The sequence below is a fragment of the Nevskia soli DSM 19509 genome (genome assembly GCF_000711955.1).
Classification (GTDB): Bacteria; Pseudomonadota; Gammaproteobacteria; order Nevskiales; family Nevskiaceae; genus Nevskia; species Nevskia soli.
The window spans coordinates 373462-394679 of sequence record NZ_JONR01000001.1 but is presented as its reverse complement, the minus strand read 5'-3'; the positions used below and the strand labels follow the sequence as shown (position 1 = coordinate 394679).

Here is a 21218-nt window from a genome sequence, read left to right as displayed (position 1 = left end):
TCGCCGGAATGACGGGCTTGAAAGGTTCGCGCTTAAAACGATCGAGCCTTCAACTGGAACGAAATCAGGAGCCGCTGAAAGGCAGCAGAGTCGTGATGGCATCCCGCCCGACCTTGCGCGCCCGCTTGTCCTCGTACATGGCGCGATCCGCCACTTCGGCAGCGCTGGGCAGGCTGCCATGCACGCTGCGCAGGGCATGGCCGATGGAGGCGGAGACGCCCACGGCCTGCAAGGCCCGGCGCAGCCGCTCCTCCACCATCGGCGCCACCTCCGGCACGATGTCGGTGGCGAGGAAGGCGTATTCGTCGCCGCCGACGCGGGCCACCACGTCGCGGCGGCGCACGCAGCCGCGCAGGGCCTGGGCGGCGCGCTGCAGGAGGGCGTCGCCGCTGGCGTGGCCCTCGCGGTCGTTGACCGCCTTGAGACCGTCCAGGTCGATGACGAAGATGCCGGCGTCGAGGTTTTCGCGCTGGCTGCGCTGCTCCTCGATCAGCAGGCACTGTTCCCAGCCGCGGCGGTTGTAGAGCAGCGTCAGGGAATCGGTGGCGGCCTCGCGGCGCGCCTGCTCCTCGCGCAGGGCCAGCTGCTGCCGCTGCTCGACGTAGAGGCGCATGATCAGTTCGGCGTTCCAGATCAGCAGCACCACGAACACCATGACGCTGGCGGCGACGGTGATGGCCACGCCGAGCGACAGGTCGATGATGCCCTGGCGGATGGCCCACACCTGGAGGTAGCCGAACAGCGCCGGCACCAGCACCGCGGCCAGCAGCATGCGCCGGCTGGCGAGACCGCCGTCGGGCTGGGCCGAGAGCAGGCTGGCCAGACCACGGCCGGGATGCAGGCTCTGCAGGCCGGCGGCGAGCAGGGTCATGCTCAGCGCCGCCAGCGGCGGCATGCCGAAGCGGATGCCGGCCTGGGCCTGGCCCAGGCGGTCGAGGTCGAACAGGTAGCTGAGCAGGGCGGCGGCGGGCAGGAACAGGCTGGCGGCGGCGGCGACGTCCGCCAGGTCGAAACGGTCGCGGCGCCGGCCGAAGTAGAGCCAGGCGGCGATGCCGAAGAGGACGAAGGTGAGTGCGGTCTGCGGCGAGGGCCGGCCGTCGAAGTCGATGTCGACTTCATGCATCTGGCGGGCGTAGAGCAGGTCGCCGAGGCCGCTTTCCAGGCCCAGGATGTATTCGGCCAGCACCAGGGCGCCGATGGCGGCGAGGATCATGGCGAGGAACTGGCCGCCGCGCAGCGGCAGAGGCCGCTTGTTGACCGCGTTGGCGGTGCAGGCGGCCAGGGTCAGAGCGGCGAGGCACAGGCACAGGCCGGTCAGCGGCACCTCGGCCGGCTGATGCGGCACTACCTGGATCAGCCAGGTCCAGCCGAATTTCCAGGCCAACAGCAAGGCCACGCCCGCGCCCAGGGCGAACAATGCGCAAGTAAAGGCAAACCTGGGCAAGCGCATGCGCAACTCCATCCCTCCCCATCCCTGGCAACCACATCCGTTGGCTGCAGTTTAGCGCTGCAAGAGTCGAACCGGAAACCGGGATTTGCCACAGGAGCGCCTCGGCGGTGGCCGGACAACGATGTCATGGCGACCGTCCGTCGGTAAATGCCCGGCACAGGCCGGTTGAGGCCGGTTTCAGGGGACGCGCAGGTCTTCGATGGTCATGTCCGGCCGCAGCGCCAGGCGCTGGCGGAACCAGAGGAAGGCCGCGCTGGCGTCGGGCGCGGGGCCCTTGATGCCGAACTCGATGTGGCGGGGGCGGCTGCCGTCGCCGCGGTACGGCAGGCTGGATAGCTTCACCGCGGGGAATTCACGCAGGGTGCCTTCCATCAGCTCGAGCAGGTCGCCCTCGCTGTTGGACCCGTAGGCGCGCAGGGAAAACTCCACCGGGGGATCGGCGCGGTGCAGGCGGCGCAGGGGCCCGTCCAGCACCCATTGCAGCATCGGCCAGGCCATTTCGGGGAAGCCGGGCACGAAGTAGCAATCGCCGATGGAGAAGCCGGCGATGCGGTTGACGGGATTGGGAATGAGCGCGGCGCCCTGCGGGAAGTGTGCCATCAGCACGCGGTTGGGCAGCGCCCGCTCGCCGTACTCGGCCTCGATCAGGGCGATGCCCTCGGCGTGCGGCAGCAGCGGCACGCCGAAGGCGCGGGCCGCCGCCTGGCGGGTGCAGTCGTCGGGGGTGGCGCCGATGCCGCCGCAGGACAGCAGCGCGTCGCCGCGGTCCCGCGCCTGGGCGATGGCGGCGGCGATCTGCGCCTCGTCGTCGCCCAGGAACTGCGCCCAGGCCAGGGCGATGCCGCGCGCGGCAAGCAGCCCGATCACGTGGGGCATATGGCGGTCGGTCCGCTTGCCGGAAAGCAGTTCGTCGCCGATGACCAGCAGGCCGAGTTGCTGCATTGCCGGGGGCCCTACTCCACCGCCCAGCCGTACTTCTCGACCGCGTTGAAGATGTCGGTCTCGGTGACGATGCCGATCACATCCTTGCCCTGCACCACGGTGAAGCGGCTGAGGTTGCTGTCGGTGATCTTGCTGGCCGCCTCGCGGATGCTGGTTTCGGCGGTGACGGAAACGATGGGGCGGCTGGCGACATCGCGGACCTTGGTGGTCGCCGGATTCCTGCCCTTGCCACGCACGATCTTGGCGACGATATCGCGGCGGGTGATGATGCCCCACACGCCGTCCTGGTCGGGCTCGACCACGACGGAGCTGATGTTGTTGTCGGTCATCAGGTGCATGGCCTGCTCCACCGTCTCTTCGTCGGTGACGGTGATGAGCGAGCGCGTCATCAGGTCGGCGACGGTGTGCGGCACGCGGCCGGTTTCCAGCATCTCCTCCATCGGCTGCAGCAGGCGGCGGATTTCGCGCTGCTTGCGCTCCTTCACCAGCTGCTCCTGCTGCGCCTTGCGCTTGGCCTCGAGGTCGATGCCGCCCTCGATGCGCTCGATCAGGGCATCGGCGAACTGGGAGGTGCCGACTTCGGTGGCGCCGTCGATCTGGCGGGCGAAGTCGTAGGTGACGATGCCGTCGCTGACCACTTCCGGGTAGACCAGGGTGATCAGGTCGGCCGCTTCCTTCCAGCCCATGTACTCCAGCATCATCACGCCGGAGAACAGCAGCGAGCCGGGGTTGACCTTGTTCTGGTTGGCGTACTTCGGCGCGGTACCGTGGGTGGCCTCGAACACGGCGACGTTGTCGGCGATGTTGGCGCCGGGGGCGATGCCCATGCCGCCCACTTCGGCGGCGATGGCGTCGGACAGGTAGTCGCCGTTGAGGTTGGTGGTGGCGATGACGTCGAACTCGTCCGGGCGCAGCAGCATCATCTGGAACATGATGTCGGCGATGCGGTCCTTGATGACGATCTTGCCTTCCGGCACCTTGCCCTTGAACTCGCCGTAGAGCTGCTCTTCGGTGATGGTGACCTTGCCGAATTCCTCGCGCGCGACGGCGTAGCCCCAGTTGCGGAAGGCGCCTTCGGTGAATTTCTGGATGTTGCCCTTGTGCACCAGGGTGACCGATTCGCGGCCGTTGTCGACGGCGTACTGGATGGCCTTGCGCACCAGGCGCTTGCTGCCGAATTCGGAGATGGGCTTGATGCCGATGCCGGCGCCTTCGAAGAACTTGGCCTTCATTTCCCTGCGCAGGAAATCCGCCACCTTGGCGTTCTCCGGCGTGCCGGACTTGTATTCGATGCCGGCGTAGACGTCCTCGGTGTTTTCGCGGAACAGGACGATGTCGACCAGGTCCGGGCGCTTCAGCGGGCTGGGCACGCCGGCGTAGTGGCGCACCGGGCGCACGCAGGCATAGAGATCCAGGTCCTGGCGCAGGGCCACGTTGAGGCTGCGGAAGCCGCCGCCGACCGGGGTGGTGAGCGGGCCCTTGATCGAAACGACGAGTTCCTGCAGCACCTTCAGCGTTTCGTCCGGGCAGTAGTTGCCGTCGTAGAGGCCGGCGGCCTTCTCGCCGAGGAAGGTTTCGCACCAGTGGATCTTGCGCTTGCCGCCGTAGGCCTTGGCCACCGCCGCATCCCAGATGCGCAGGCAGGCCTTGGTGATGTCGGGACCGATGCCGTCGCCCTCGACGTAGCCGACGATGGGCTGCTCCGGCACGTGCAGCTTGCCGTCGCGGACGGTGATTTTCTCACCGGTGGTGGGGATCTTGATATGGCGGTACGCGGTGCTCATGGGGAATCCTTCTCCTCAGCCTTGCGCCGATGCTGCCCCGGTCGCCTTTGGCCGTGTCTTGTGGTCACGCGATCGTGGCATTCTAGCATCGGAGGGGGCGTCGCCCGGCGCGCGCAAACGGCGTAGGCTGGGCGTCAATCGCAGCGGAGAATGCCCAGGAGGATCGCCTTGAAATCGCCTACCGCCCTGATTCCGGTGGCCCACGGCTCGGAGAGCCTGGAGACCGTCACCCTGATCAATGTGCTGCGCCGCGCCGAGGTGGAGGTGACGGTGGCGAGCATCGAGACCGAACTCGTCGTCGCCGGCACGCGCGGCGTGCGCCTGCATGCGGACAAGCGCCTGCTCGATACCCTCGGACAGAAGTACGAGCTGATCGTGCTGCCCGGCGGCGAAAAAGGCGCGGAGGCGCTGAACCGGCATGCGCCGCTGATCGAGATGCTGCAACAGCAGAACGATCTGAAGCGCTGGCTGGCGGCGATCTGCGCCGCGCCGGCCCTGACCCTGGCGCCGCATCACCTGCTCGACGGGCGCAAGGCGACCTGTTTCCCGGCGTTCAAGGCGAGATTGCCCGGCTACGTCGACCAGCCGGTGGTGGTGGACGGGCATATCGTCACCAGCCAGGGACCGGGCACGGCGATGACCTTCGCCCTGATCCTGGTGGAGTTGCTGGCGGGACCGGCGAAGAGCCGGGAGGTGGCGGCGGGCCTCCTGTTATGAAGTACATAAAGTCCGGCTCAAACGAAAACGCCCGCTAAAGCGGGCGTTTTCACCGCAAAGCGAGCCTCAGGCGGCCTGCTTCTTCGACACCGCTTCTTCCAGCATCTTCTTCAGCTCGCCGGCCTGGAACAGGTCCAGCGTGATATCGCAGCCGCCGACCAGTTCGCCCTTGACGTAGAGCTGGGGGAAGGTGGGCCAGTTGGCGAACTTGGGCAGGGTGCGGTACACCTCTTCGTCTTCGTAGATGTTGACGTAGGCGTATTCCACCCCGCAGGCATTGAGCGCCTGCACCGTGCGTGCGGAGAAACCGCACTGGGGGAAGTCCGGCGTGCCCTTCATGTAGAGGATGATCGGGTTGTCGGTGACCTGCTGTTTGATCCGTTCAAGGACGTCCATCGTGCGCTCGCGTTGAAACCCAGATGCTTATTTTACCACCACCGGCACCGTCACACATGGCATGGTTAATAACTCCTACGACTAAGCCGAGGATTTTTTTGCCTTTCATGCCGGAACTTCGGCCGCCGCGGCCGGGTCCACCGTATACGGTATTGAATTTGCACGGCCCCTGCCCTAAGGTGTGCGGCGGACAAAACTTCGAACCCCCATCGAACTCCACGTTCAAAAAGAGGAACGTCATGGCCTTTACCCTCCCCGAATTGCCCTACGCACGCGAAGCACTTGAGCCGCACATGTCGCGTGAGACGCTTGAATACCACTACGGCAAGCACCACAAGACCTATGTCGATACGGCCAACAAGCTGATCGTCGGCACCGAGTTCGAAAACGCCTCGCTGGAAGAGGCGGTCAAGAAGTCGTCCGGCAAGCTGTTCAACAACGTCGCGCAGATCTGGAACCACACCTTCTTCTGGAACAGCCTGACGCCGAAGCAGGCCGCCCCCGGCAAGAAGCTGGCGGACGCCCTGGTCAAGCAGTTCGGCGGCATCGACGACTTCAAGAAGCTGTTCACCGAGACCGCCATCGGCACTTTCGGCTCCGGCTGGGCCTGGCTGGTGCAGAAGCCGGACGGCTCCCTGGCGGTGGTCAGCACCTCCAACGCCGCCACCCCGCTGACCACGGCCGACAAGCCGCTGCTCACCTGCGACGTGTGGGAGCATGCCTACTACGTCGATTACCGCAACGCCCGCGCCACCTACCTGGACCATTACTGGAGCCTGGCGAACTGGGCTTTCGCCGAGAAGAATCTGGGGTGAGGACTCGCGCCTAGGCGATGACTAAATGTCATCGCCTGCGAGGCCGAACGCCCGGCCATGGATGGCCGGGCTGGGGGTTGGAAAACCGCCTCCTTCGCGCCAGGGATGGCAAGTGACTGTTAGAATTGTACGGGCCGCCCCGTAATGGGGCGGCCCTTTTGTTTTTTTAGGGGTGTTTGTTGGGTGCTTGTTTCAACAGTCCAGGCATGGATGCCTGGCATCTTGGGCAGGATGCATACTAATTTGCTTGGTATCTTGGGCAGGATGCCCATGCGGAGCCTCACATGGCGGCAAGACATTTTCTGAAATTCAGCGCCCTCCAGGCGGATGAAGCCCGGCGCATCGTGGCGCGCGCCATCGAGCTGAAAACCGCCCGGCCGGAGCACCGGCCCCTGCTCGGCCGCACGCTGGCGATGATTTTCGCCAAGAGTTCGACCCGTACCCGCGTGTCCTTCGAAGTCGGCATGTCCAAGCTCGGCGGCCATGCGCTGATGCTGGCGACGGCGCAGACCCAGCTCGGGCGCGAGGAGCCGCTGTCGGACACGGCCAAGGTGCTGTCGCGCATGTGCGACGCCATCATGATCCGCAACGATTCGCAGGCGGACCAGGAAGAGCTGGCGCACCATTCGCGCGTGCCGGTGATCAACGGCCTGTCCGAGCTGCACCATCCCTGCCAGTTGCTGGCCGATGTGCAGACCTGGTTCGAGCACCGCGGCGATCCCAGGGGCAAGGTCGCGGTGTGGGTGGGCGACGGCAACAATGTCTGCAATTCCTGGATCGAGGCGGCGAAGCTGTTCGGCTTCACCCTGCGCGCCGCGACGCCGCACCAGTACCGCCCCGCGGCGGAGGTGCTGAAGTTCGCCGGCAAGTCGGTGGAGCTGATCGACGATCCGGCCAAGGCGGCGGCCGGCGCCGACCTGGTCGTCACCGATACCTGGACCAGCATGGGCCGCGAGGCGGAGCGCGCCGAGCGCATGCAGATCCTGGCGCCGTTCCAGGTCAACCGCAAGCTGATGTCGCTGGCGGCGAAGGACGCCATCTTCATGCATTGCCTGCCCGCGCATCGCGAAGAGGAAGTCACCGCCGAGGTCATCGACGGTCCGCAGAGCGTGGTGTTCGACGAGGCGGAGAATCGCCTGTGGGCGCAGATGGCGCTGCTGGAGTTCCTGCTGGTTCCCTGAAGCTCTTCCCCACTCAACGTCTCCGGAGGTTGTCCCCATGAGAACACGCGCCCCCTTTGTTCCCGACGACCTCCATGCCACGGTGCAGCATGCACTGGCCGAGGATGTGGGCAGCGGCGATGTGACCGCACGGCTGGTTCCGGCGGAGCAGAAATCCTCGGCGCGGGTGATCGCACGCGAGGCGGCGGTGATTTGCGGCCAGCCCTGGTTCGACGATGTGTTCGCCCGGCTGGACCGCACCGTCGAGGTGCGCTGGGAGGTGCAGGAAGGCGCGCATGTGGAGGCCGAACAACTGTTGTGCACCTTGCATGGGCCGGCCCGTGCCCTGCTTACCGGCGAGCGCACGGCGCTCAATTTCCTGCAGACCCTGTCCGGAACCGCCACGGCGGTACGCCGCTATGTCGACGCGGTGGCCGGCACCAATGCCAAGATCGTCGATACGCGCAAGACCCTGCCCGGCCTGCGCAACGCGCAGAAGTACGCAGTGGTATTCGGCGGCGGAGTCAACCACCGCATCGGCCTGTACGACGGCATCCTGATCAAGGAGAACCATATCGCCGCGGCGGGCGGCATCCGCCAGGCGATCGCCAACGCGCAGGCGCTGAAGGCCGGTGTGCCGCTGATGACCGAGGCGGAGGACCTGGAGGAGGCGCGCGCGGCGCTGGCCGCGGACGTGGATCTGCTGCTGGTGGACGATTTTCCGCTGGAGCAGCTGCGCGAGGCGGTGAAGCTGGTGCGGGCGCATCGCGCCGGCGGCGGCAAGACGGTGCTGGAGTATTCAGGCAACACCACGCTGGGCAATGTGCGCGCCATCGCCGAGACCGGGGTGGACCGCATCGCCGTCGGCGCCATCACCAAGCATGTGCACGCGGTGGATATCTCGATGCGGTTCAGCGGCGGTTAGGAAATCAGAGTTGGCGCGGCAGCGGTAACCGACTTGCGCCGTGGCGTATGCTCAGCACCTCTACACTTCGGCTGCGGACGCGATAAATAATGCGATAGTCGCCTTCAAGGATTTCGCGAATGCTTTCCCGCTGATACTCCGGCACGACGCGCCCGCTGTGTGGTTGCTCGCCGATTTGTTCGCCGCGATCAAGCACGCGCGCCACCCAACGTGCCGCATTCACAGGCTGGTCCTGGGCGATGTAGTCGTGGATTTCCTGCAGACGGCGCTGTGCGCGCACAGTCCAGACGACCTTCACTCAGGCAATCCGAAATGTTTACGCAGGGTGGCAGTGTCCACCACCCTGCCGGCATCGCTGTCAGCAATGCCGGCCTCGATGTCTTCGATTACGGCCAAAGCCTCAGCCACATCTTCCCAAGTAGCATCGTCAGGCAAATGATCGATCAGCTCATGCGCTTTCTGCTTGAGGGTAGGTGCGATATTGGCCATCTGCGAATCCTCCTTAGAGCCTGTAACAGAATGAATCGCACCTGCGTTGCAGTCCAAAATCGCGTCAGGCAAGGCGGAGGCCCCAGCCATGGTGATTCCATGGCTGGGGCTGACAACGCAGTCTGGCGCGATTTTGGGCGCAACCCTCCGGGACGGGGCCATTTTTGCGCAGTGCTGCGCCGGCCAGAGCGCACCATGGAATCACCATGCCGCACTCTGTCCGACTTGCACTGCGCAAAAATGACCGCCGTCGCAGGCGCGATTCATTCTGTTACAGGCTCTTAACGGCTTCATTCTAGCAGTCTGGGCAATGCTCACAATCCAGCTACAACGGCGCTCATTGGCACCTAATCGTTAAACAATTTGTCCTTTTGTCCCTTTCCTCGCACCATGACCCACAGGTCGTCCGGACAGGAAGCGCAGCACCGCCGTATTGAAAGCCTGCGGCGCCTCCAGCGGCACGGCATGGTGCATCCCGGCGAAGATCTTCAGATGCGCGTCGTGCAGGGCCTTGGCGAAGACCTCGGCGTCCGTCACCGGGAAGTAGTCGTGCTCGGCGGCCAGCACCAGCACCGGCATGATCAGCCGGTCCAGTTTCTCCAGCACACTCCAGCCCAGCAGCTGCTTCAGGGTTTCCAGGTAGACGCCGCGGTCGTTGGCCATGCCGCCGGCGGTGGCGCGGTCGCGCAAGGCCTGCTGGTGCGGCCCCGGGAACAGCTTGCCGGCGACGGCGCTGGACAGCCGCTGCGGCCCCAGCACGCCCATCATGAGGTAACGGTAGGCGAACAGGATGCGCTTGCCGAAGGTGTTGGTGCGGAAGCTCGGCAGCGTGTCGGCGGCGATCAGGCGTTCGATCCGCTGCGGCCGGTCCACCGCCATCTGCAAGGCCACCGCGCCGCCCATGGAATGACCGATCAGGTGGAAGCGCTCGACCTGGAGCTGCTCGAGCAGGTGCCAGATGTCGCCGGCGAAGGTGGCGACGCCGTAGTTGCCGGAACGCTCGCTCCGGCCGAAGCCGCGCAGGTCCGGCGCGATGACGCGGTAGTGCTCGGCGAAGGCCGGGATGTTGTATTCCCAATCCCTGCAGCTGGCGCCGATGCCGTGCAGCAGCACCAGCGGCGGACCGGCGCCGGCCTCCTCGTAATGGAGGCGGACGCCGGGTAGCTCGGCGTAGGGCACGCCCCGCCCTCAGCGGCTCCCGCCCGCCGTGGTGGGCGTGCAGAAGCAGTAGACGTAGGCGTTGTTGGGATCGTTGAAGCGGCTGAACAGCAGGGCGGCGTCCTGCACCGGCTGGACCAGCAGGCTGGCGTGCTGCGGCAGGAAGGCGGCGAGGAACGATAGATCGGCATGCGAGCCGCCGAGGATCTTGCCCAGCCACTGCGCCAGCAGGTCGCGCTGCGGCTGCAACTCGTCGATGCGGTAGCCGCCCGGCTTGAGGTCGGCCAGCTTGGCGGCGGCGGCTTCGGCGTCCTCGATGCCGCCGAGGCTGTCGACCAGGCCCAGGCCCTTGGCGGCGACGCCGCTCCAGACGCGGCCGCGGGCGATGCTGTCGACCTTGTCCACCGGAATGTTGCGCCCCTTCGAAACGCCGGCGATGAACTGGTGGTAGCCGTGCTCGATGTTGGACTGCATGATGGTCTTCATCTCCGGCGACAGCGGCCGGTCGGCGCGGAAGGCGCCGGCCAGCGGCGTGGTGCCGACGCCGTCGGTGTGGATGCCGAGCTTGTTCATCGGCTGGTCGATGGTGGGGATCAGGCCGAAGATGCCGATGGAGCCGGTGATGGTGGACGGCTCGGCCCAGATCTGGTCGGCGGCCATGGAGATCCAGTAGCCACCGGAGGCGGCCAGGGTGGACATCGACACCACCACGGGCTTGCCGTCGTCCTTCAGCGCCTCGACCCCGCGGCGGATCTTCTCGGAGGCGGTGACGCTGCCGCCGGGGGAGTTGACGCGCAGCACCACGGCCTTGACGTCGTCGTCGTGGCGCGCTTCTTCGAGCAGGCCGGAAATGGTGTCGCCGCCGGCGGTGTCGTTGTCGCTCTCGCCGTCGACGATCTCGCCTTCCACCACCACCAGCGCGATGCGGGTGGAGGACTGCGGCTTCTGCTCGTGCCGGGTGGCGCGCAGGTAGCTGGAGAAGTCGATCTGGCGGAAGGTGCCCTTGTCCTTGTCGTAGCCGACCTTGTCGGCCAGGCGTTTACGGAATTGGGACAGGGTCTCGACGTGGTTCACCAGGTGGGCATCGAGCGCGTAGGACGCGGCGTCGCCTGAGCGCTTGAGCAGCTCGGGGGCGAAGTCGCGCGCGTAGGTATCGGCGGCCTTGTCGGGCAGCTTGCGTGCGGCGGAGATCTGCTGGTTGTAGACGTCCCACAGGTCGCCGAGCCAGGCCTGGTTGGCGAGCTTGGCTTCGGGGGACATGTCGTTGCGCAGGAACGGCTCGACCGCGGACTTGTACTCGCCGACGCGGAAGACGTTGATCTGGACGCCGAGCTTGTCCAGCGCGTCCTTGAAGTAGTTGGTGTACATGCCGTAGCCCTGGAGCATCAGCATGCCCATGGGATCGAGCGAGACTTCATCGGCCTGGGCGGCGATGTAGTACTGCGCCTGATCGAAGGATTCGCCGTAGACGTAGATGGGCTTGCCGGCGGCGCGGAATTTCTTCATCGCGACGCCCAGCTCCTGCAGCTGCGGCAGGCCGGCGGATTGCAGGTCGTCGAGGCGCAGCACGGCGAAGGGGATGCGCGGGTCGGTGGCACCCAGCTTGAGGGCGTCGGTGAGGTCGCGCAGCAGGGTTTGCGAGGGGTGCGTCTGGCCCAGTTGGCGCAGGACGTTCTGGCCGGTGCTGTTAACCTGCTCGACCACGGTGCCGGTGGGAATCAGGGTCAGGGCGATGTTGTTCTCGACATGTACCGGCGTGCCGCCCTGGAAGGCGAACCAGACCAGCATCAGGGAGATCAGCATGCCGATGACGAAGATGGTGCGGTAGATGCCGACGACCAGCCGCCAGATCCAGCCGAAAAAACGCAATACAGGAGATTTGGACTCGCTCATCGAAATGCCGGAAGAAAAATAGGGAAATAAGTGGTGTTCAGGAGTATCGCATGCCCTTGCCGCGGCGCGCCTTTCAACGGCGGCGCAAGCGCTGGGCCGGCGCGGCGCCAGCGGCCCGGAAGGTGGCGCCGGGCCGGCGGGAAAGTGAATGCTTTCCGATAGTTGCCGCCTATACAGGGATTAAGAACATTTAACTGGTTTTATCGCTTTGGCGTCCTTAGAATGCTGATCGCAAGCTCGGGGCCAGGCTTCGACCGTCGGCCCGGGCAAAGTTCAATCCGGGTTGGATGCGTCAGCCGCCGCAGGCGTTGCAAGGCAGCTCTGGCAAAGCGCGATGCCGCCCCTACATTCCCTTGCTACGATCATCCGATCCCCTACCCTTCGTTCAGGAACAATGAGCAACCATCACCGCCTCATCATCCTCGGCTCCGGCCCCGCCGGCTACACCGCCGCGGTGTATGCCGCGCGCGCCAACCTGAAGCCGGTGCTGATCACCGGCCTGGAGCAGGGCGGCCAGCTGATGACCACCACCGAGGTGGATAACTGGCCGGGCGACGTGCACGGGCTGATGGGACCGGACCTGATGGAGCGGATGCGCCAGCACGCCGAGCGTTTCGATACGCAGTTCGTGTTCGACCACATCCATGAGGTGAACCTGAAGCAGCGCCCGTTCAAGCTGCGCGGCGACCAGGGCGAGTACACCTGCGATGCGCTGATCATCGCCACCGGCGCCAGTGCCATGTACCTGGGCCTGGATTCGGAGCAGGCCTACCGCGGCAAGGGCGTTTCCGCCTGCGCCACCTGCGACGGCTTTTTCTACAAGGGCCAGGACGTGATGGTGGTGGGCGGCGGCAACACGGCGGTGGAAGAGGCGCTGTACCTGTCCAACATCGCCAACAAGGTGACCATCGTGCATCGCCGGGACAAGTTCCGCGGCGAGAAGATCCTGCACGACAAGCTGTTCAAGAAGGCGGCGGAAGGCAAGGTGGAAGTGGCCTTCAACACGACGCTGGACGAGGTGCTGGGCGATCCTTCGGGTGTCACCGGCGCGCGCGTCAAGGACAGCGACGGCAGGACCCGCGATATCGCGCTCAAGGGCGTGTTCATCGCCATTGGCCATTCGCCCAATACCGCCATGTTCGAAGGGCAGCTGGAAATGCACAACGGCTACCTCAAGGTGCGCAGCGGCAGCAACGGGGGCGCCACCGAGACCAGCGTGCCGGGCGTGTTCGCCGCCGGCGACGTGATGGATCACGTCTATCGCCAGGCCATCACCTCGGCCGGTACCGGTTGCCAGGCGGCGCTGGATGCGGAGAAGTTCCTGGACAAGATTCCGGAAACAGTGCCTGTCGGGGAATAGAACCTCCATGCAGGAGCCGGTCGTTCGTGACCGGACCATTCAGAGAAGCAAAACAGAATCCCGGCCATGGCCGGGATTTTTTTGCCCGGCGCAAACGTCCGGCGGCGTTGCCATTCGCCGCTGGTCCGGGCAAGCTCTGGTTGCAGGCCCTCTCCAGAACGGGGCCGCCCCGACCTGGAACCACGGCATGAAGATGAAACTCTACCTGAGCCTCACCTCGCCTTTTGCGCGCAAGGTGCGCATCCTGGTGCAGGAGTTGGGCCTGAGCGATCTGGTCAACGAGGTCCTGGTCGATCCCTACAACGCACCCGAGGACTTCCTCGACGCCAACCCGCTGTCCAAGGTGCCGGTGCTGGTGACCGAAAAGGGCGAAAAGCTGCCCGACAGCCAGTTGATCGCCGAATACCTGCTGACCCGCGGCCGCGGCCTTGCACCGATGCCGCGCGGCGGCCAGCGCTGGGCCCTGCTGCGCCGCCTGCAACTGGCGGACGGCATCATGAGCGCCGCCGTCTCCAGCCGCCGCGAGAAGCTGCGGCCGCCGGAACTGCTCAACCAGGGCTGGGTGGACCGCAAGACCGCCGCCATGAACCGCGCGCTCGATGCACTCAACGCCGAGGCGGCCGAACTGCTGCACGACGGCCCGGTGCGCATGGTGGAAATCTCCCTCGGCTGTGCCCTGGGCTATCTCGACTTCCGTCATCCGCAGCTGCAGTGGCGCCAGGACCGGGAGCGCTTGGCCAGCTGGTATTTCAGTTTCGCGCAGCGTCCCTCGATGCAGTCCACGCAACCGCCCGCCGGAGCCTGAATGGTCCTGCGCCTGCCGGTCTTCCTCGCACTGCTCGCGGCCCTGCTGCTGCAGGGCTGCACCAGCTGGGGCCCCGCCCCGGAGCGGGCCAAGCGCGAGGCCATCATCGAAACCGCGCTGGGCCAGGTGGGGCGTCCCTACCGGTACGGCGGCGATTCGCCCGATGGCTTCGATTGCAGCGGGCTGGTCGAATACAGCTATGCCGAGGCCGGGATCAAGGTGCCGCACAATACTTCGGCCTTGCGCGGCAGCGGTTCGCATATCGACCTGGACGATGCGCGTCCGGGCGACCTGCTGTTCTATCGCTTCGACCGCAGCCCGTCCTCGCTGCACGTGGCCATTTACCTGGGTCACGGCAAGATGGTGCATGCGCCGGCCCACGGCAAGCAGGTTTCGGTGATCCACACCGATGACAACCCGTGGCCGGGGCGTTTCCTGGGGGCGGTGCGGGTGCTGCGCTAGACCCGGACGTTTTACCGTTGACCTGTTTCTTACGCGCGCAAAAAAGCCGGCGCCGCGATGCGGCGCCGGCTTCGAGCCAATTGACCCGCGCAATCCGGCCGCAGCCGGACAGCGGTATCAGCCGAGCTTTTCCTTGATGCGGGCGGCCTTGCCGGCCAGACCGCGCAGGTAGTACAGCTTGGCTCGGGCGACGTCACCGCGGCGCTTCACCGAGATCTCGGCGACCTGCTGGCTGTAGGTCTGGAACACGCGCTCGACGCCTTCGCCGTGGCTGATCTTGCGCACGGTGAACGCGGAGTTGATGCCGCGCGAACGAATGGCGATGACCACGCCCTCGAACGCCTGGAGGCGCTCGCGGTCGCCTTCCTTGACCTTGACCTTCACTTCGACCGTGTCACCGGCGCGGAAGTCCGGGACTTTCTTGGACTGCATCTGTTCCGCGTCGAGCTGCTGAATGATGTTGCTCATGTTCATGTTTCCACCTCACCGTTGTCTCAAAGTCGAACGTCCTGTTCGAAATACCGGTCATCCATGGCCGGACTGCTCAACTACTACAGGACATCCGAATCAGGGCTGTCCAATCCGGCTTCGGCGATGAATTCACGCAGAAGCCTTGTTTGTTCCTTGTTCAGCTCCAGGCCCGCCAACAGATCGGGCCGCTTCAACCAGGTGGCGCCGAGGGCCTGCTTCAGCCGCCAGCGCGCCACTTTCGCATGGTCGCCCGACAGCAGCACCTCCGGCACCGCCTCACCGCGCCAGTGTTCCGGCCGCGTGTAATGCGGGTGGTCGAGCAGGCCGCTGGCGAACGAATCGTTCGGCGCCGACTGCTCGTGGCCGAGGGCGCCGGGCAACCAGCGCGCGATCGCATCCACCAGCGCCATCGCCGGCAACTCCCCGCCCGAAAGCACGAAATCGCCCAGCGACAGCTCCACATCCACCGCGCGCATCGCGCGTTCGTCCGGCCCTTCGTAGCGGCCGCACAGCAAAATCAGGCCCGGCTCCAGCGCCAGACGCCGGACCCAGTCCTGGGTCAGCGGCTCGCCCTGCGGGCTCAGGCCGATCACCCTGGCCTCGCCGATCGCGGCCTTGGCGGCGGCGATCGCCGCAGTCAGCGGCTCTGCTTCCATCACCATGCCGGGGCCGCCGCCGTAAGGCCGGTCGTCCACCCGCCGGTCGCGGTCCTCGCTGTAGTCGCGGATGTCTCGCGCCTTCAGCTCCAGAATGCCGGCTTCCACCGCCTTGCGGGGGATGCCGAACCGCACCACCTGCTCCACCAGTTCGGGGAACAGGGTCAAAATCTCAATCTTCACTTCAGTAGTCCGGCGCCCATTCGGCGACGATCCGCTTTTGCTCCAGGTCGACCGACTGGATGATCGGCCCGACCACGAACGGGATCAGCCGCTCGATCTCGCCCTGTTCCAGCACCAGCACGTCCTGCGCGCCGTTTTCCATCACGCTGACCACCCGGCCCAGCGCTTCGCCGGCGCTTGAAACGACTTCCAGGCCGACCAGGTCGTCCCAGTAGTAACTACCCGGCGGGGCTTTCGGCAACGAGGCCCGATCCACCTGGATCTCGGCGCCGAGCAGCATGGCCGCGATGTCGCGATCCTCGATCGGCGCGCCGCTGGGGTCGCTGATCTTCGCCACCAGGCCGGCTACCTGCGCCTTGCCCTCGATCAGACGGGCTTCATAAGGCTGCGCGGTGAGCAACCACCAGCGCGAATAATTCAGCAGGTTCTCGGCGGGGCGGGTGTAGGACTGCAGCTTGACCCAGCCACGGACGCCGAAAACGCCGGCGATGCGGCCAAGCGTGACCCGATGGGTCACTTAGGCTGCTTTCTCCGCCACGGGAGCCGCTGCGGCAGCGCCCTTCACCAGGTAGGCGACGCGCTCGGAAATCTGCGCGCCCTGGCCCTTCCAGTATTCGACGCGGGTGGTGTCGACCACCAACTTCTGCTCGCCGCCCTTGGCGTTCGGGTTGTAATAGCCCAGGCGCTCGATGAACTTGCCGTCGCGCGAGGACCGGCTTTCGGTCGCCACGAGGTGATAGAACGGACGCTTCTTGGCGCCAGCGCGAGCCAGACGAATTTTTACCATGGTTTCAACTCTCGAAAATATCCGCGACTGCGTGCGCGAAAGCGTGCGATTTTAGCTGTCGTTGCACGAAAAATAAAGCCGGAAACCGGCTTTTCTGCTTTGGAGACGCCGGCTTGGCGCTGTTTCGGCCAAACGGCACCCCGATTTGGGGCGATTCCGTCCGGTGGCCTACCGCATCATCCCCGGGGGCATGCGGCCGGCGAGGCTGCGCATCAGCTTGGCCATGCCGCCGCCGGAGAGCTTTTTCATCATCTCGCGGGTCTGGTCGAACTGGCGCAGGAGTTTGTTGACCTCCTGCACTTCCATGCCGGCGCCGGCGGCGATGCGGCGCTTGCGCGAGGCCTTGATCAGGTCCGGGAAACGGCGTTCCTGCAGGGTCATGGAGTTGATGATGGCGACGGCCCGCTTGATCTCGCGTTCCGGCTGGGCCTTTTGCAGCTGCGCCTGCATCTTGGCGCCGCCCGGCAGCTTCTCCAGCAGGGACTCGACACCGCCCATGTTCTGCATCTGCTGCATCTGCTCGCGGAAATCGCCCAGGTCGAAGCTCTTCTTCGACTTGAGCTTGCCGGCCAGCTTGGCGGCCGCTTCGGCGTCGACCTTGCGCGCCGTCTCCTCGATCAGGCCGAGCATGTCGCCCTGGCCGAGGATGCGCGCTGCGATGCGGTCCGGATGGAACACTTCCAGCGCCGCCGACTTCTCGCCGACGCCGATGAACTTGACCGGCTTGCCGGTGACGTGGCGGACGGACAGCGCGGCGCCGCCGCGGGAGTCGCCGTCGGCCTTGGTCAGGATCACGCCGGTGAGCGGCACGGTTTCCGAGAAGACCTTGGCGGTCTTGGCGGCGTCCTGGCCGGTCATCGAGTCGACCACGAACAGCGTCTCGATGGGGTTGAGCGCGGCGTGCAGGGCCGCGATCTCCTTCATCATCGCTCCGTCGATGGAGGTGCGGCCGGCGGTATCGACGATCAGCACGTCGAGATACTGCTTGCGCGCGTATTCCACCGCGGCGGCAGCGATGGCCAGGGGATCCTGCCCCGCCTCGCTGGGGAACCATTCGACACCGACGCCGGCGGCGACGATCTTCAACTGCTCGATGGCGGCCGGACGGTAGACGTCGCAGGACACCACCAGCACTTTCTTCTTGTCCACCTCGCGCAGGCGCAGGGCCAGCTTGCCGGTGGTGGTGGTCTTGCCCGAGCCCTGCAGGCCGCACATCAGCAGGATGGCGGGCGGCTGGGTGCGCAGGTTGAGCGCTTCGGCCGTGCCGCCGAGGACCTCGGTCAGTTCCTGCTGGACGATGCGCAGCAGGGCCTGGCCCGGGGTGAGGCTCTGCGTGACTTCCTGGCCGACGGCGCGCGCCTTGACCCGCTCGACGAAGTCGCGCACCACCGGCAGCGCCACGTCGGCTTCCAGCAGGGCCATGCGCAGTTCGCGCGCGGCGGTGTTGACCTGGTCCTCGGTGAGGCGGCCCTGGCCGCGCAGGGCGTCGAGCGTGCGGGTCAGGCGACTGCTTAGATTTTCGAACATGGAGAGGCGCAAGGCAGAGACGTTAGATGGACCATTTTACGCGCTGCGCAGCCTGCTTGTTTGAATAGTCGGCGCCATGGATGGCGCCTTTCTTGTCAGGACGACACTACGACAGGATGATGTCGCCGCGCTTGAGGTGGCTGTAGTCCCAGCCGGCCAGGGCGGTGAGGCATTGCTGCTCGATGGCGCGCTCGGTGCCGGGCTTGTGGTGGGTCAGGAACAGCTTGGGGCGGTGGCGCAGCTTGGCCAGTTCGTGGCCGAGCAGGCTGGGGGTGAAGTGCTTGGCGATCTGTCCCAGCGCGGCGTCCTCGTCGGGAAAGGCGATCTCGATCATCAGGCGGTCCAGCCGCGGCTGGGCATTGAGGAAGTGCCACAGGCGGTCGTCGGCATAGGTGTCGCCGCTGAAGGCGAAGACGCCCTCGCCGCTGTCGATCAGGTAACCGACCGCCGGCACCGTGTGCAGGACCTCGAACGGCGTCACCTTGAGGCCGCCCAGGCGGGTGGTGACCGCCGGCGCCAGGGCGTGGAAGGTCATCAGGGGATGCTCGGCATCGGGTAGCTTGGTGAAGTCCGGCCACAGCTTCCAGTTGAACAGGTGCTCCTGCAGCGCCTCGACCGTTTCGCGGGAGGCGTGGACATGCAAGGGGCGCTCGATCAGGCCGAACAGGTTGTCGGCCATGAAGGCCAGGCCGCAGACGTGGTCGAGGTGGGAATGGGTCAGCAGCACGTCGCTGATCCGGCCCATCTGGGCCAGGCTCAGATCGCCTACGCCGGTCCCGGCGTCGACGAGCAACTCGTCATCGACCAGCAGACCGGTGGTCCGCAGCCCGGGCCCCACTCCCCCGCTGCACCCCAAGACTTTGATGCGCATTGCGATTTGTTTAGAAGTTAGACCGGATACTAGCACAGCATTTCGACCCCGAACCGTGCACCGGGTCCGTGTAAATCCGCCGCGCCGATGCTATCGTGGAGGGTGTCCAAGACTGTTTCCCCATGCACCTGATCCTTAGCCTGATCGCCGCCCTGCTCTACACCGGGGCCGCCTGGAGAGCCGCGCGCAATACGCAGGCCGACGTGCTGTCGCAGCGCGGGCTGATTCCCGTGGCGCTGGCGCTGCACGCCGCAGCCCTGCTGCTGCAAACCGTATTCGGCGCCAAGCTGCAGATCGGCGTCGGCGAGGCCGCCTCGCTGCTGGCCTGGCTGTCGGCGCTGATGCTGTGGGTGTTCTGCCTGCGCGAGCCGTTGCAGGCGCTGGGCGTGGTCAATTACCCGTTCACGGCGCTGTGCGCGCTGTGGCCGGCGCTGGTGAGCGGCGAGATCAACCCGATCCCGCTCGACGACTGGCGCCTGGGCGTGCATATCGTATTGTCCCTGCTCAGCGCGGGGCTGCTGACCCTGGCGGCGATCCACGCCCTGGCCATCGCCATCCTCGACCGGGTGTTGCACCGCCCGGACAGCATCGCCCTGGCGCGGCGGCTGCCGCCGCTGCAGACCATGGAGAAGCTGCTGTTCCAGCTGATCTTCGTCGGCTTCTTCCTGCTGTCCCTGACCCTGTGCAGCGGCCTGCTGATCATTCCCGACCTGCACGGCGAACACCTGGCGCAACTGATCCTCACCGCCAGCGCATGGCTGATCTTCAGCGTGCTGCTGTGGGGGCGCCTGCGCTATGGCTGGCGCGGCCGCACCGCCATCCGCTGGGCGCTGTCCGGCTACGCCACACTGGTCGCGGCGTATTTCGGCAGCAAGCTGGTGCTGGAACAGATTTTCAACATTCACTGGAGTTGAGCGGGTTCCGCCACGAAAAGCCGACCTGAAGCACATTTGCTGCGCCGCAGCGCTTGACAGCAGACGGTAGGTTTCCGTAACTATGGTGGTCCGCGTTCCGCCCCCCAAGAGCGTTTTTTGGACGATATACCCCTATCCGCGCTGTTTGGCCTGCTGATACTCCTGGTCGGTCTCGCCGCTTTCTTCGCCGGTTCCGAAACCGGGTTGATGATGCTCAACCGTTACCGGCTGCGGCATTCGGCCAAGCAGGGCAGCCGCAGCGCGCAGCTGGCGCAGAGCCTGCTGGAACGCCCCGACCGCCTCATCGGCCTGATCCTGCTGGGCAACGTGCTGACCAGCACCCTCGCCGCCTCGGTGGCCCTGCTGATCGGCTACCGGCTGGGCGGCCAGACCGGCGCCGCCGTGGCGCCGCTGGCGCTGACCTTCATCCTGCTGATTTTCGGCGAAGCCGCGCCGAAAACCCTGGCCGCGCTCTACCCGGAGCGGGTCGGCCTGCCCTCGGCCTATGTCTATTGGCCGCTGCAGCGCCTGCTGTTCCCGGTGCTGGTGCTGGTCAACATGCTCAGCAACGGCCTGCTGCGCCTGTTCGGGGTGAGCCCGGAAGACGCCGCCCAGCACTCGCTGTCCGCCGAGGAACTGCGCTCGGTGGTGGCCGAGGCCGGCGCCATGATTCCGCAGCGCCACCAGCGCATGCTGCTGTCGATCCTCGACCTGGAGCGGGCGACCGTCGAGGACATCATGATCCCGCGCAACGAGATCCTGGGCATCGACCTGTCCGAGCCCTGGGACAAGGCCCTGGAAGTGATCACCGGCAGCAGCCACACGCGCCTGCCCGTATTCGACGGCTCCATCGACGAACTGAAAGGCGTGGTGCACCTGCGCAAGCTGGTGCGCCTGGCGGTGGGCAACGAGCTGAACCTGGATAGCCTGATGACCCAGGTGCGCGACCCCTACTTCATCCCCGAGGGCACGCCGCTCAACCAGCAGCTGCTCAACTTCCAGGACCAGAAGCGCCGCATCGGCTTCGTCGTCGACGAATACGGCGACATCCAGGGCCTGGTGACGCTGGAAGACATCCTGGAAGAGGTGGTCGGCGAGTTCACCTCGGACCCGGCGACACGGGTCAAGAACGTCTACCTCGACGCCGACGGCAGCGTGCTGGTGCACGGCTCGGTGACGGTGCGCTCGCTCAACCGCTCGCTCGGCTGGAAGCTGCCCACCGGGGGACCGAAGACGCTCAACGGCCTGGTGCTGGAGAAGCTGCAGGAACTGCCCAAGCCGGGCCGGCGCCTGGAGATCAACAACTACCAGATCGAGATCACCGACACGCGCGCCAACGCGGTGAAGACGGCGCGCATCCGGCCGGTGGCTGCCGCTACCGCGGCGCTTGCGGCTGGTAGCCGCTGACCAATACTGTAGGTCGGCTCAAGCGAAGCGGAGCCGACAGCGCAGT

At 66.0% G+C, this 21218-nt stretch carries 23 protein-coding genes; 9 read left to right on the top strand and 14 right to left on the bottom strand.

Features of this window, described 5'->3' with window-relative positions:
- Positions 1–64 precede the first annotated feature (64 nt).
- From BP26_RS27230 to icd, 3 genes are all read right to left on the bottom strand, one after another.
- Positions 65–1450 (bottom strand): GGDEF domain-containing protein, encoded by a 1386-nt coding sequence (locus BP26_RS27230; RefSeq protein ID WP_157572306.1) that lies wholly within the window; start codon positions 1448–1450, stop codon positions 65–67.
- A gap of 177 nt (positions 1451–1627) precedes the next feature.
- Entirely contained in the window at positions 1628–2392 is a 765-nt protein-coding gene (locus tag BP26_RS0101815; RefSeq protein WP_036515804.1) for a competence/damage-inducible protein A, read from the bottom strand.
- An 11-nt stretch (positions 2393–2403) separates the two neighbouring features.
- Complete coding sequence (icd, locus tag BP26_RS0101810; RefSeq protein ID WP_029918871.1) at positions 2404–4176, bottom strand: isocitrate dehydrogenase (NADP(+)); 1773 nt, start codon at positions 4174–4176, stop codon at positions 2404–2406.
- Positions 4177–4326: 150 nt separating this feature from the next.
- Here icd and BP26_RS0101805 point away from each other — a divergent pair, with 150 nt between their 5' ends.
- Positions 4327–4893, top strand: a complete 567-nt coding sequence (locus BP26_RS0101805; RefSeq protein WP_051748039.1) for a DJ-1 family glyoxalase III — start codon at positions 4327–4329, stop codon at positions 4891–4893.
- Between the two features lie 66 nt (positions 4894–4959).
- On the opposite strand, the gene grxD is transcribed toward BP26_RS0101805, so the two are convergent.
- Positions 4960–5289, bottom strand: a complete 330-nt coding sequence (grxD, locus tag BP26_RS0101800) for a Grx4 family monothiol glutaredoxin (RefSeq protein ID WP_029918869.1) — start codon at positions 5287–5289, stop codon at positions 4960–4962.
- A gap of 239 nt (positions 5290–5528) precedes the next feature.
- On the opposite strand from grxD, the gene BP26_RS0101795 reads away from it, so the two are divergent.
- From BP26_RS0101795 to nadC, 3 genes are all read left to right on the top strand, one after another.
- Complete coding sequence (locus BP26_RS0101795) at positions 5529–6104, top strand: superoxide dismutase (RefSeq protein ID WP_029918868.1); 576 nt, start codon at positions 5529–5531, stop codon at positions 6102–6104.
- A 284-nt stretch (positions 6105–6388) separates the two neighbouring features.
- Positions 6389–7285, top strand: a complete 897-nt coding sequence (gene argF, locus BP26_RS0101790; RefSeq protein ID WP_029918867.1) for an ornithine carbamoyltransferase — start codon at positions 6389–6391, stop codon at positions 7283–7285.
- A gap of 37 nt (positions 7286–7322) precedes the next feature.
- Positions 7323–8189, top strand: coding sequence for a carboxylating nicotinate-nucleotide diphosphorylase (gene nadC / locus BP26_RS0101785; RefSeq protein ID WP_029918866.1), 867 nt, complete (start codon positions 7323–7325; stop codon positions 8187–8189).
- A 4-nt stretch (positions 8190–8193) separates the two neighbouring features.
- On the opposite strand, the gene BP26_RS0101780 is transcribed toward nadC, so the two are convergent.
- The 4 genes from BP26_RS0101780 to sppA form a co-directional block, all read right to left on the bottom strand.
- Positions 8194–8487, bottom strand: a complete 294-nt coding sequence (locus tag BP26_RS0101780; protein WP_029918865.1) for a type II toxin-antitoxin system RelE/ParE family toxin — start codon at positions 8485–8487, stop codon at positions 8194–8196.
- A complete protein-coding gene (locus BP26_RS0101775) occupies positions 8484–8678 on the bottom strand; it encodes a hypothetical protein (protein WP_029918864.1) in 195 nt (64 codons plus the stop codon). Before BP26_RS0101775 ends, BP26_RS0101780 begins: the two co-directional genes overlap by 4 nt.
- Before the next feature lie 354 nt (positions 8679–9032).
- Positions 9033–9857, bottom strand: a complete 825-nt coding sequence (locus tag BP26_RS0101770; RefSeq protein WP_051748037.1) for an alpha/beta fold hydrolase — start codon at positions 9855–9857, stop codon at positions 9033–9035.
- A gap of 9 nt (positions 9858–9866) precedes the next feature.
- Complete coding sequence (gene sppA, locus BP26_RS0101765; protein WP_029918862.1) at positions 9867–11729, bottom strand: signal peptide peptidase SppA; 1863 nt, start codon at positions 11727–11729, stop codon at positions 9867–9869.
- 394 nt (positions 11730–12123) lie between these two features.
- Between sppA and trxB the strand changes: the two genes are divergently transcribed.
- From trxB to BP26_RS0101750, 3 genes are all read left to right on the top strand, one after another.
- Positions 12124–13089: a thioredoxin-disulfide reductase gene (gene trxB / locus BP26_RS0101760; RefSeq protein ID WP_029918861.1), complete on the top strand. Its 966-nt coding sequence runs from the start codon at positions 12124–12126 to the stop codon at positions 13087–13089.
- A 187-nt stretch (positions 13090–13276) separates the two neighbouring features.
- Positions 13277–13894, top strand: coding sequence for a glutathione S-transferase N-terminal domain-containing protein (locus BP26_RS0101755; protein WP_051748035.1), 618 nt, complete (start codon positions 13277–13279; stop codon positions 13892–13894).
- The gene (locus tag BP26_RS0101750; RefSeq protein WP_029918859.1) at positions 13895–14356 is read left to right on the top strand and encodes a C40 family peptidase; all 462 of its coding nucleotides are present in this window, start codon (positions 13895–13897) and stop codon (positions 14354–14356) included. It abuts the gene before it with no gap.
- 117 nt (positions 14357–14473) lie between these two features.
- Here BP26_RS0101750 and rplS read toward each other — a convergent pair whose 3' ends face one another.
- The 6 genes from rplS to BP26_RS0101720 form a co-directional block, all read right to left on the bottom strand.
- The gene (rplS, locus tag BP26_RS0101745; RefSeq protein ID WP_029918858.1) at positions 14474–14824 is read right to left on the bottom strand and encodes a 50S ribosomal protein L19; all 351 of its coding nucleotides are present in this window, start codon (positions 14822–14824) and stop codon (positions 14474–14476) included.
- An 83-nt stretch (positions 14825–14907) separates the two neighbouring features.
- Complete coding sequence (trmD, locus tag BP26_RS0101740; RefSeq protein ID WP_036515802.1) at positions 14908–15666, bottom strand: tRNA (guanosine(37)-N1)-methyltransferase TrmD; 759 nt, start codon at positions 15664–15666, stop codon at positions 14908–14910.
- A gap of 1 nt (position 15667) precedes the next feature.
- Positions 15668–16183: a ribosome maturation factor RimM gene (gene rimM, locus BP26_RS0101735; protein ID WP_029918856.1), complete on the bottom strand. Its 516-nt coding sequence runs from the start codon at positions 16181–16183 to the stop codon at positions 15668–15670.
- Complete coding sequence (rpsP, locus tag BP26_RS0101730) at positions 16184–16453, bottom strand: 30S ribosomal protein S16 (protein WP_029918855.1); 270 nt, start codon at positions 16451–16453, stop codon at positions 16184–16186.
- Positions 16454–16621: 168 nt separating this feature from the next.
- On the bottom strand, positions 16622–17980 hold the full coding sequence (gene ffh, locus BP26_RS0101725) for a signal recognition particle protein (RefSeq protein ID WP_029918854.1): 1359 nt from the start codon (positions 17978–17980) through the stop codon (positions 16622–16624).
- 106 nt (positions 17981–18086) lie between these two features.
- On the bottom strand, positions 18087–18851 hold the full coding sequence (locus BP26_RS0101720) for a 3',5'-cyclic-nucleotide phosphodiesterase (RefSeq protein ID WP_051748033.1): 765 nt from the start codon (positions 18849–18851) through the stop codon (positions 18087–18089).
- Positions 18852–18973: 122 nt separating this feature from the next.
- On the opposite strand from BP26_RS0101720, the gene BP26_RS0101715 reads away from it, so the two are divergent.
- The gene (locus BP26_RS0101715) at positions 18974–19765 is read left to right on the top strand and encodes a cytochrome C assembly family protein (RefSeq protein ID WP_029918852.1); all 792 of its coding nucleotides are present in this window, start codon (positions 18974–18976) and stop codon (positions 19763–19765) included.
- A gap of 117 nt (positions 19766–19882) precedes the next feature.
- Positions 19883–21172, top strand: coding sequence for an HlyC/CorC family transporter (locus BP26_RS0101710; RefSeq protein WP_029918851.1), 1290 nt, complete (start codon positions 19883–19885; stop codon positions 21170–21172).
- Positions 21173–21218 lie beyond the last annotated feature (46 nt).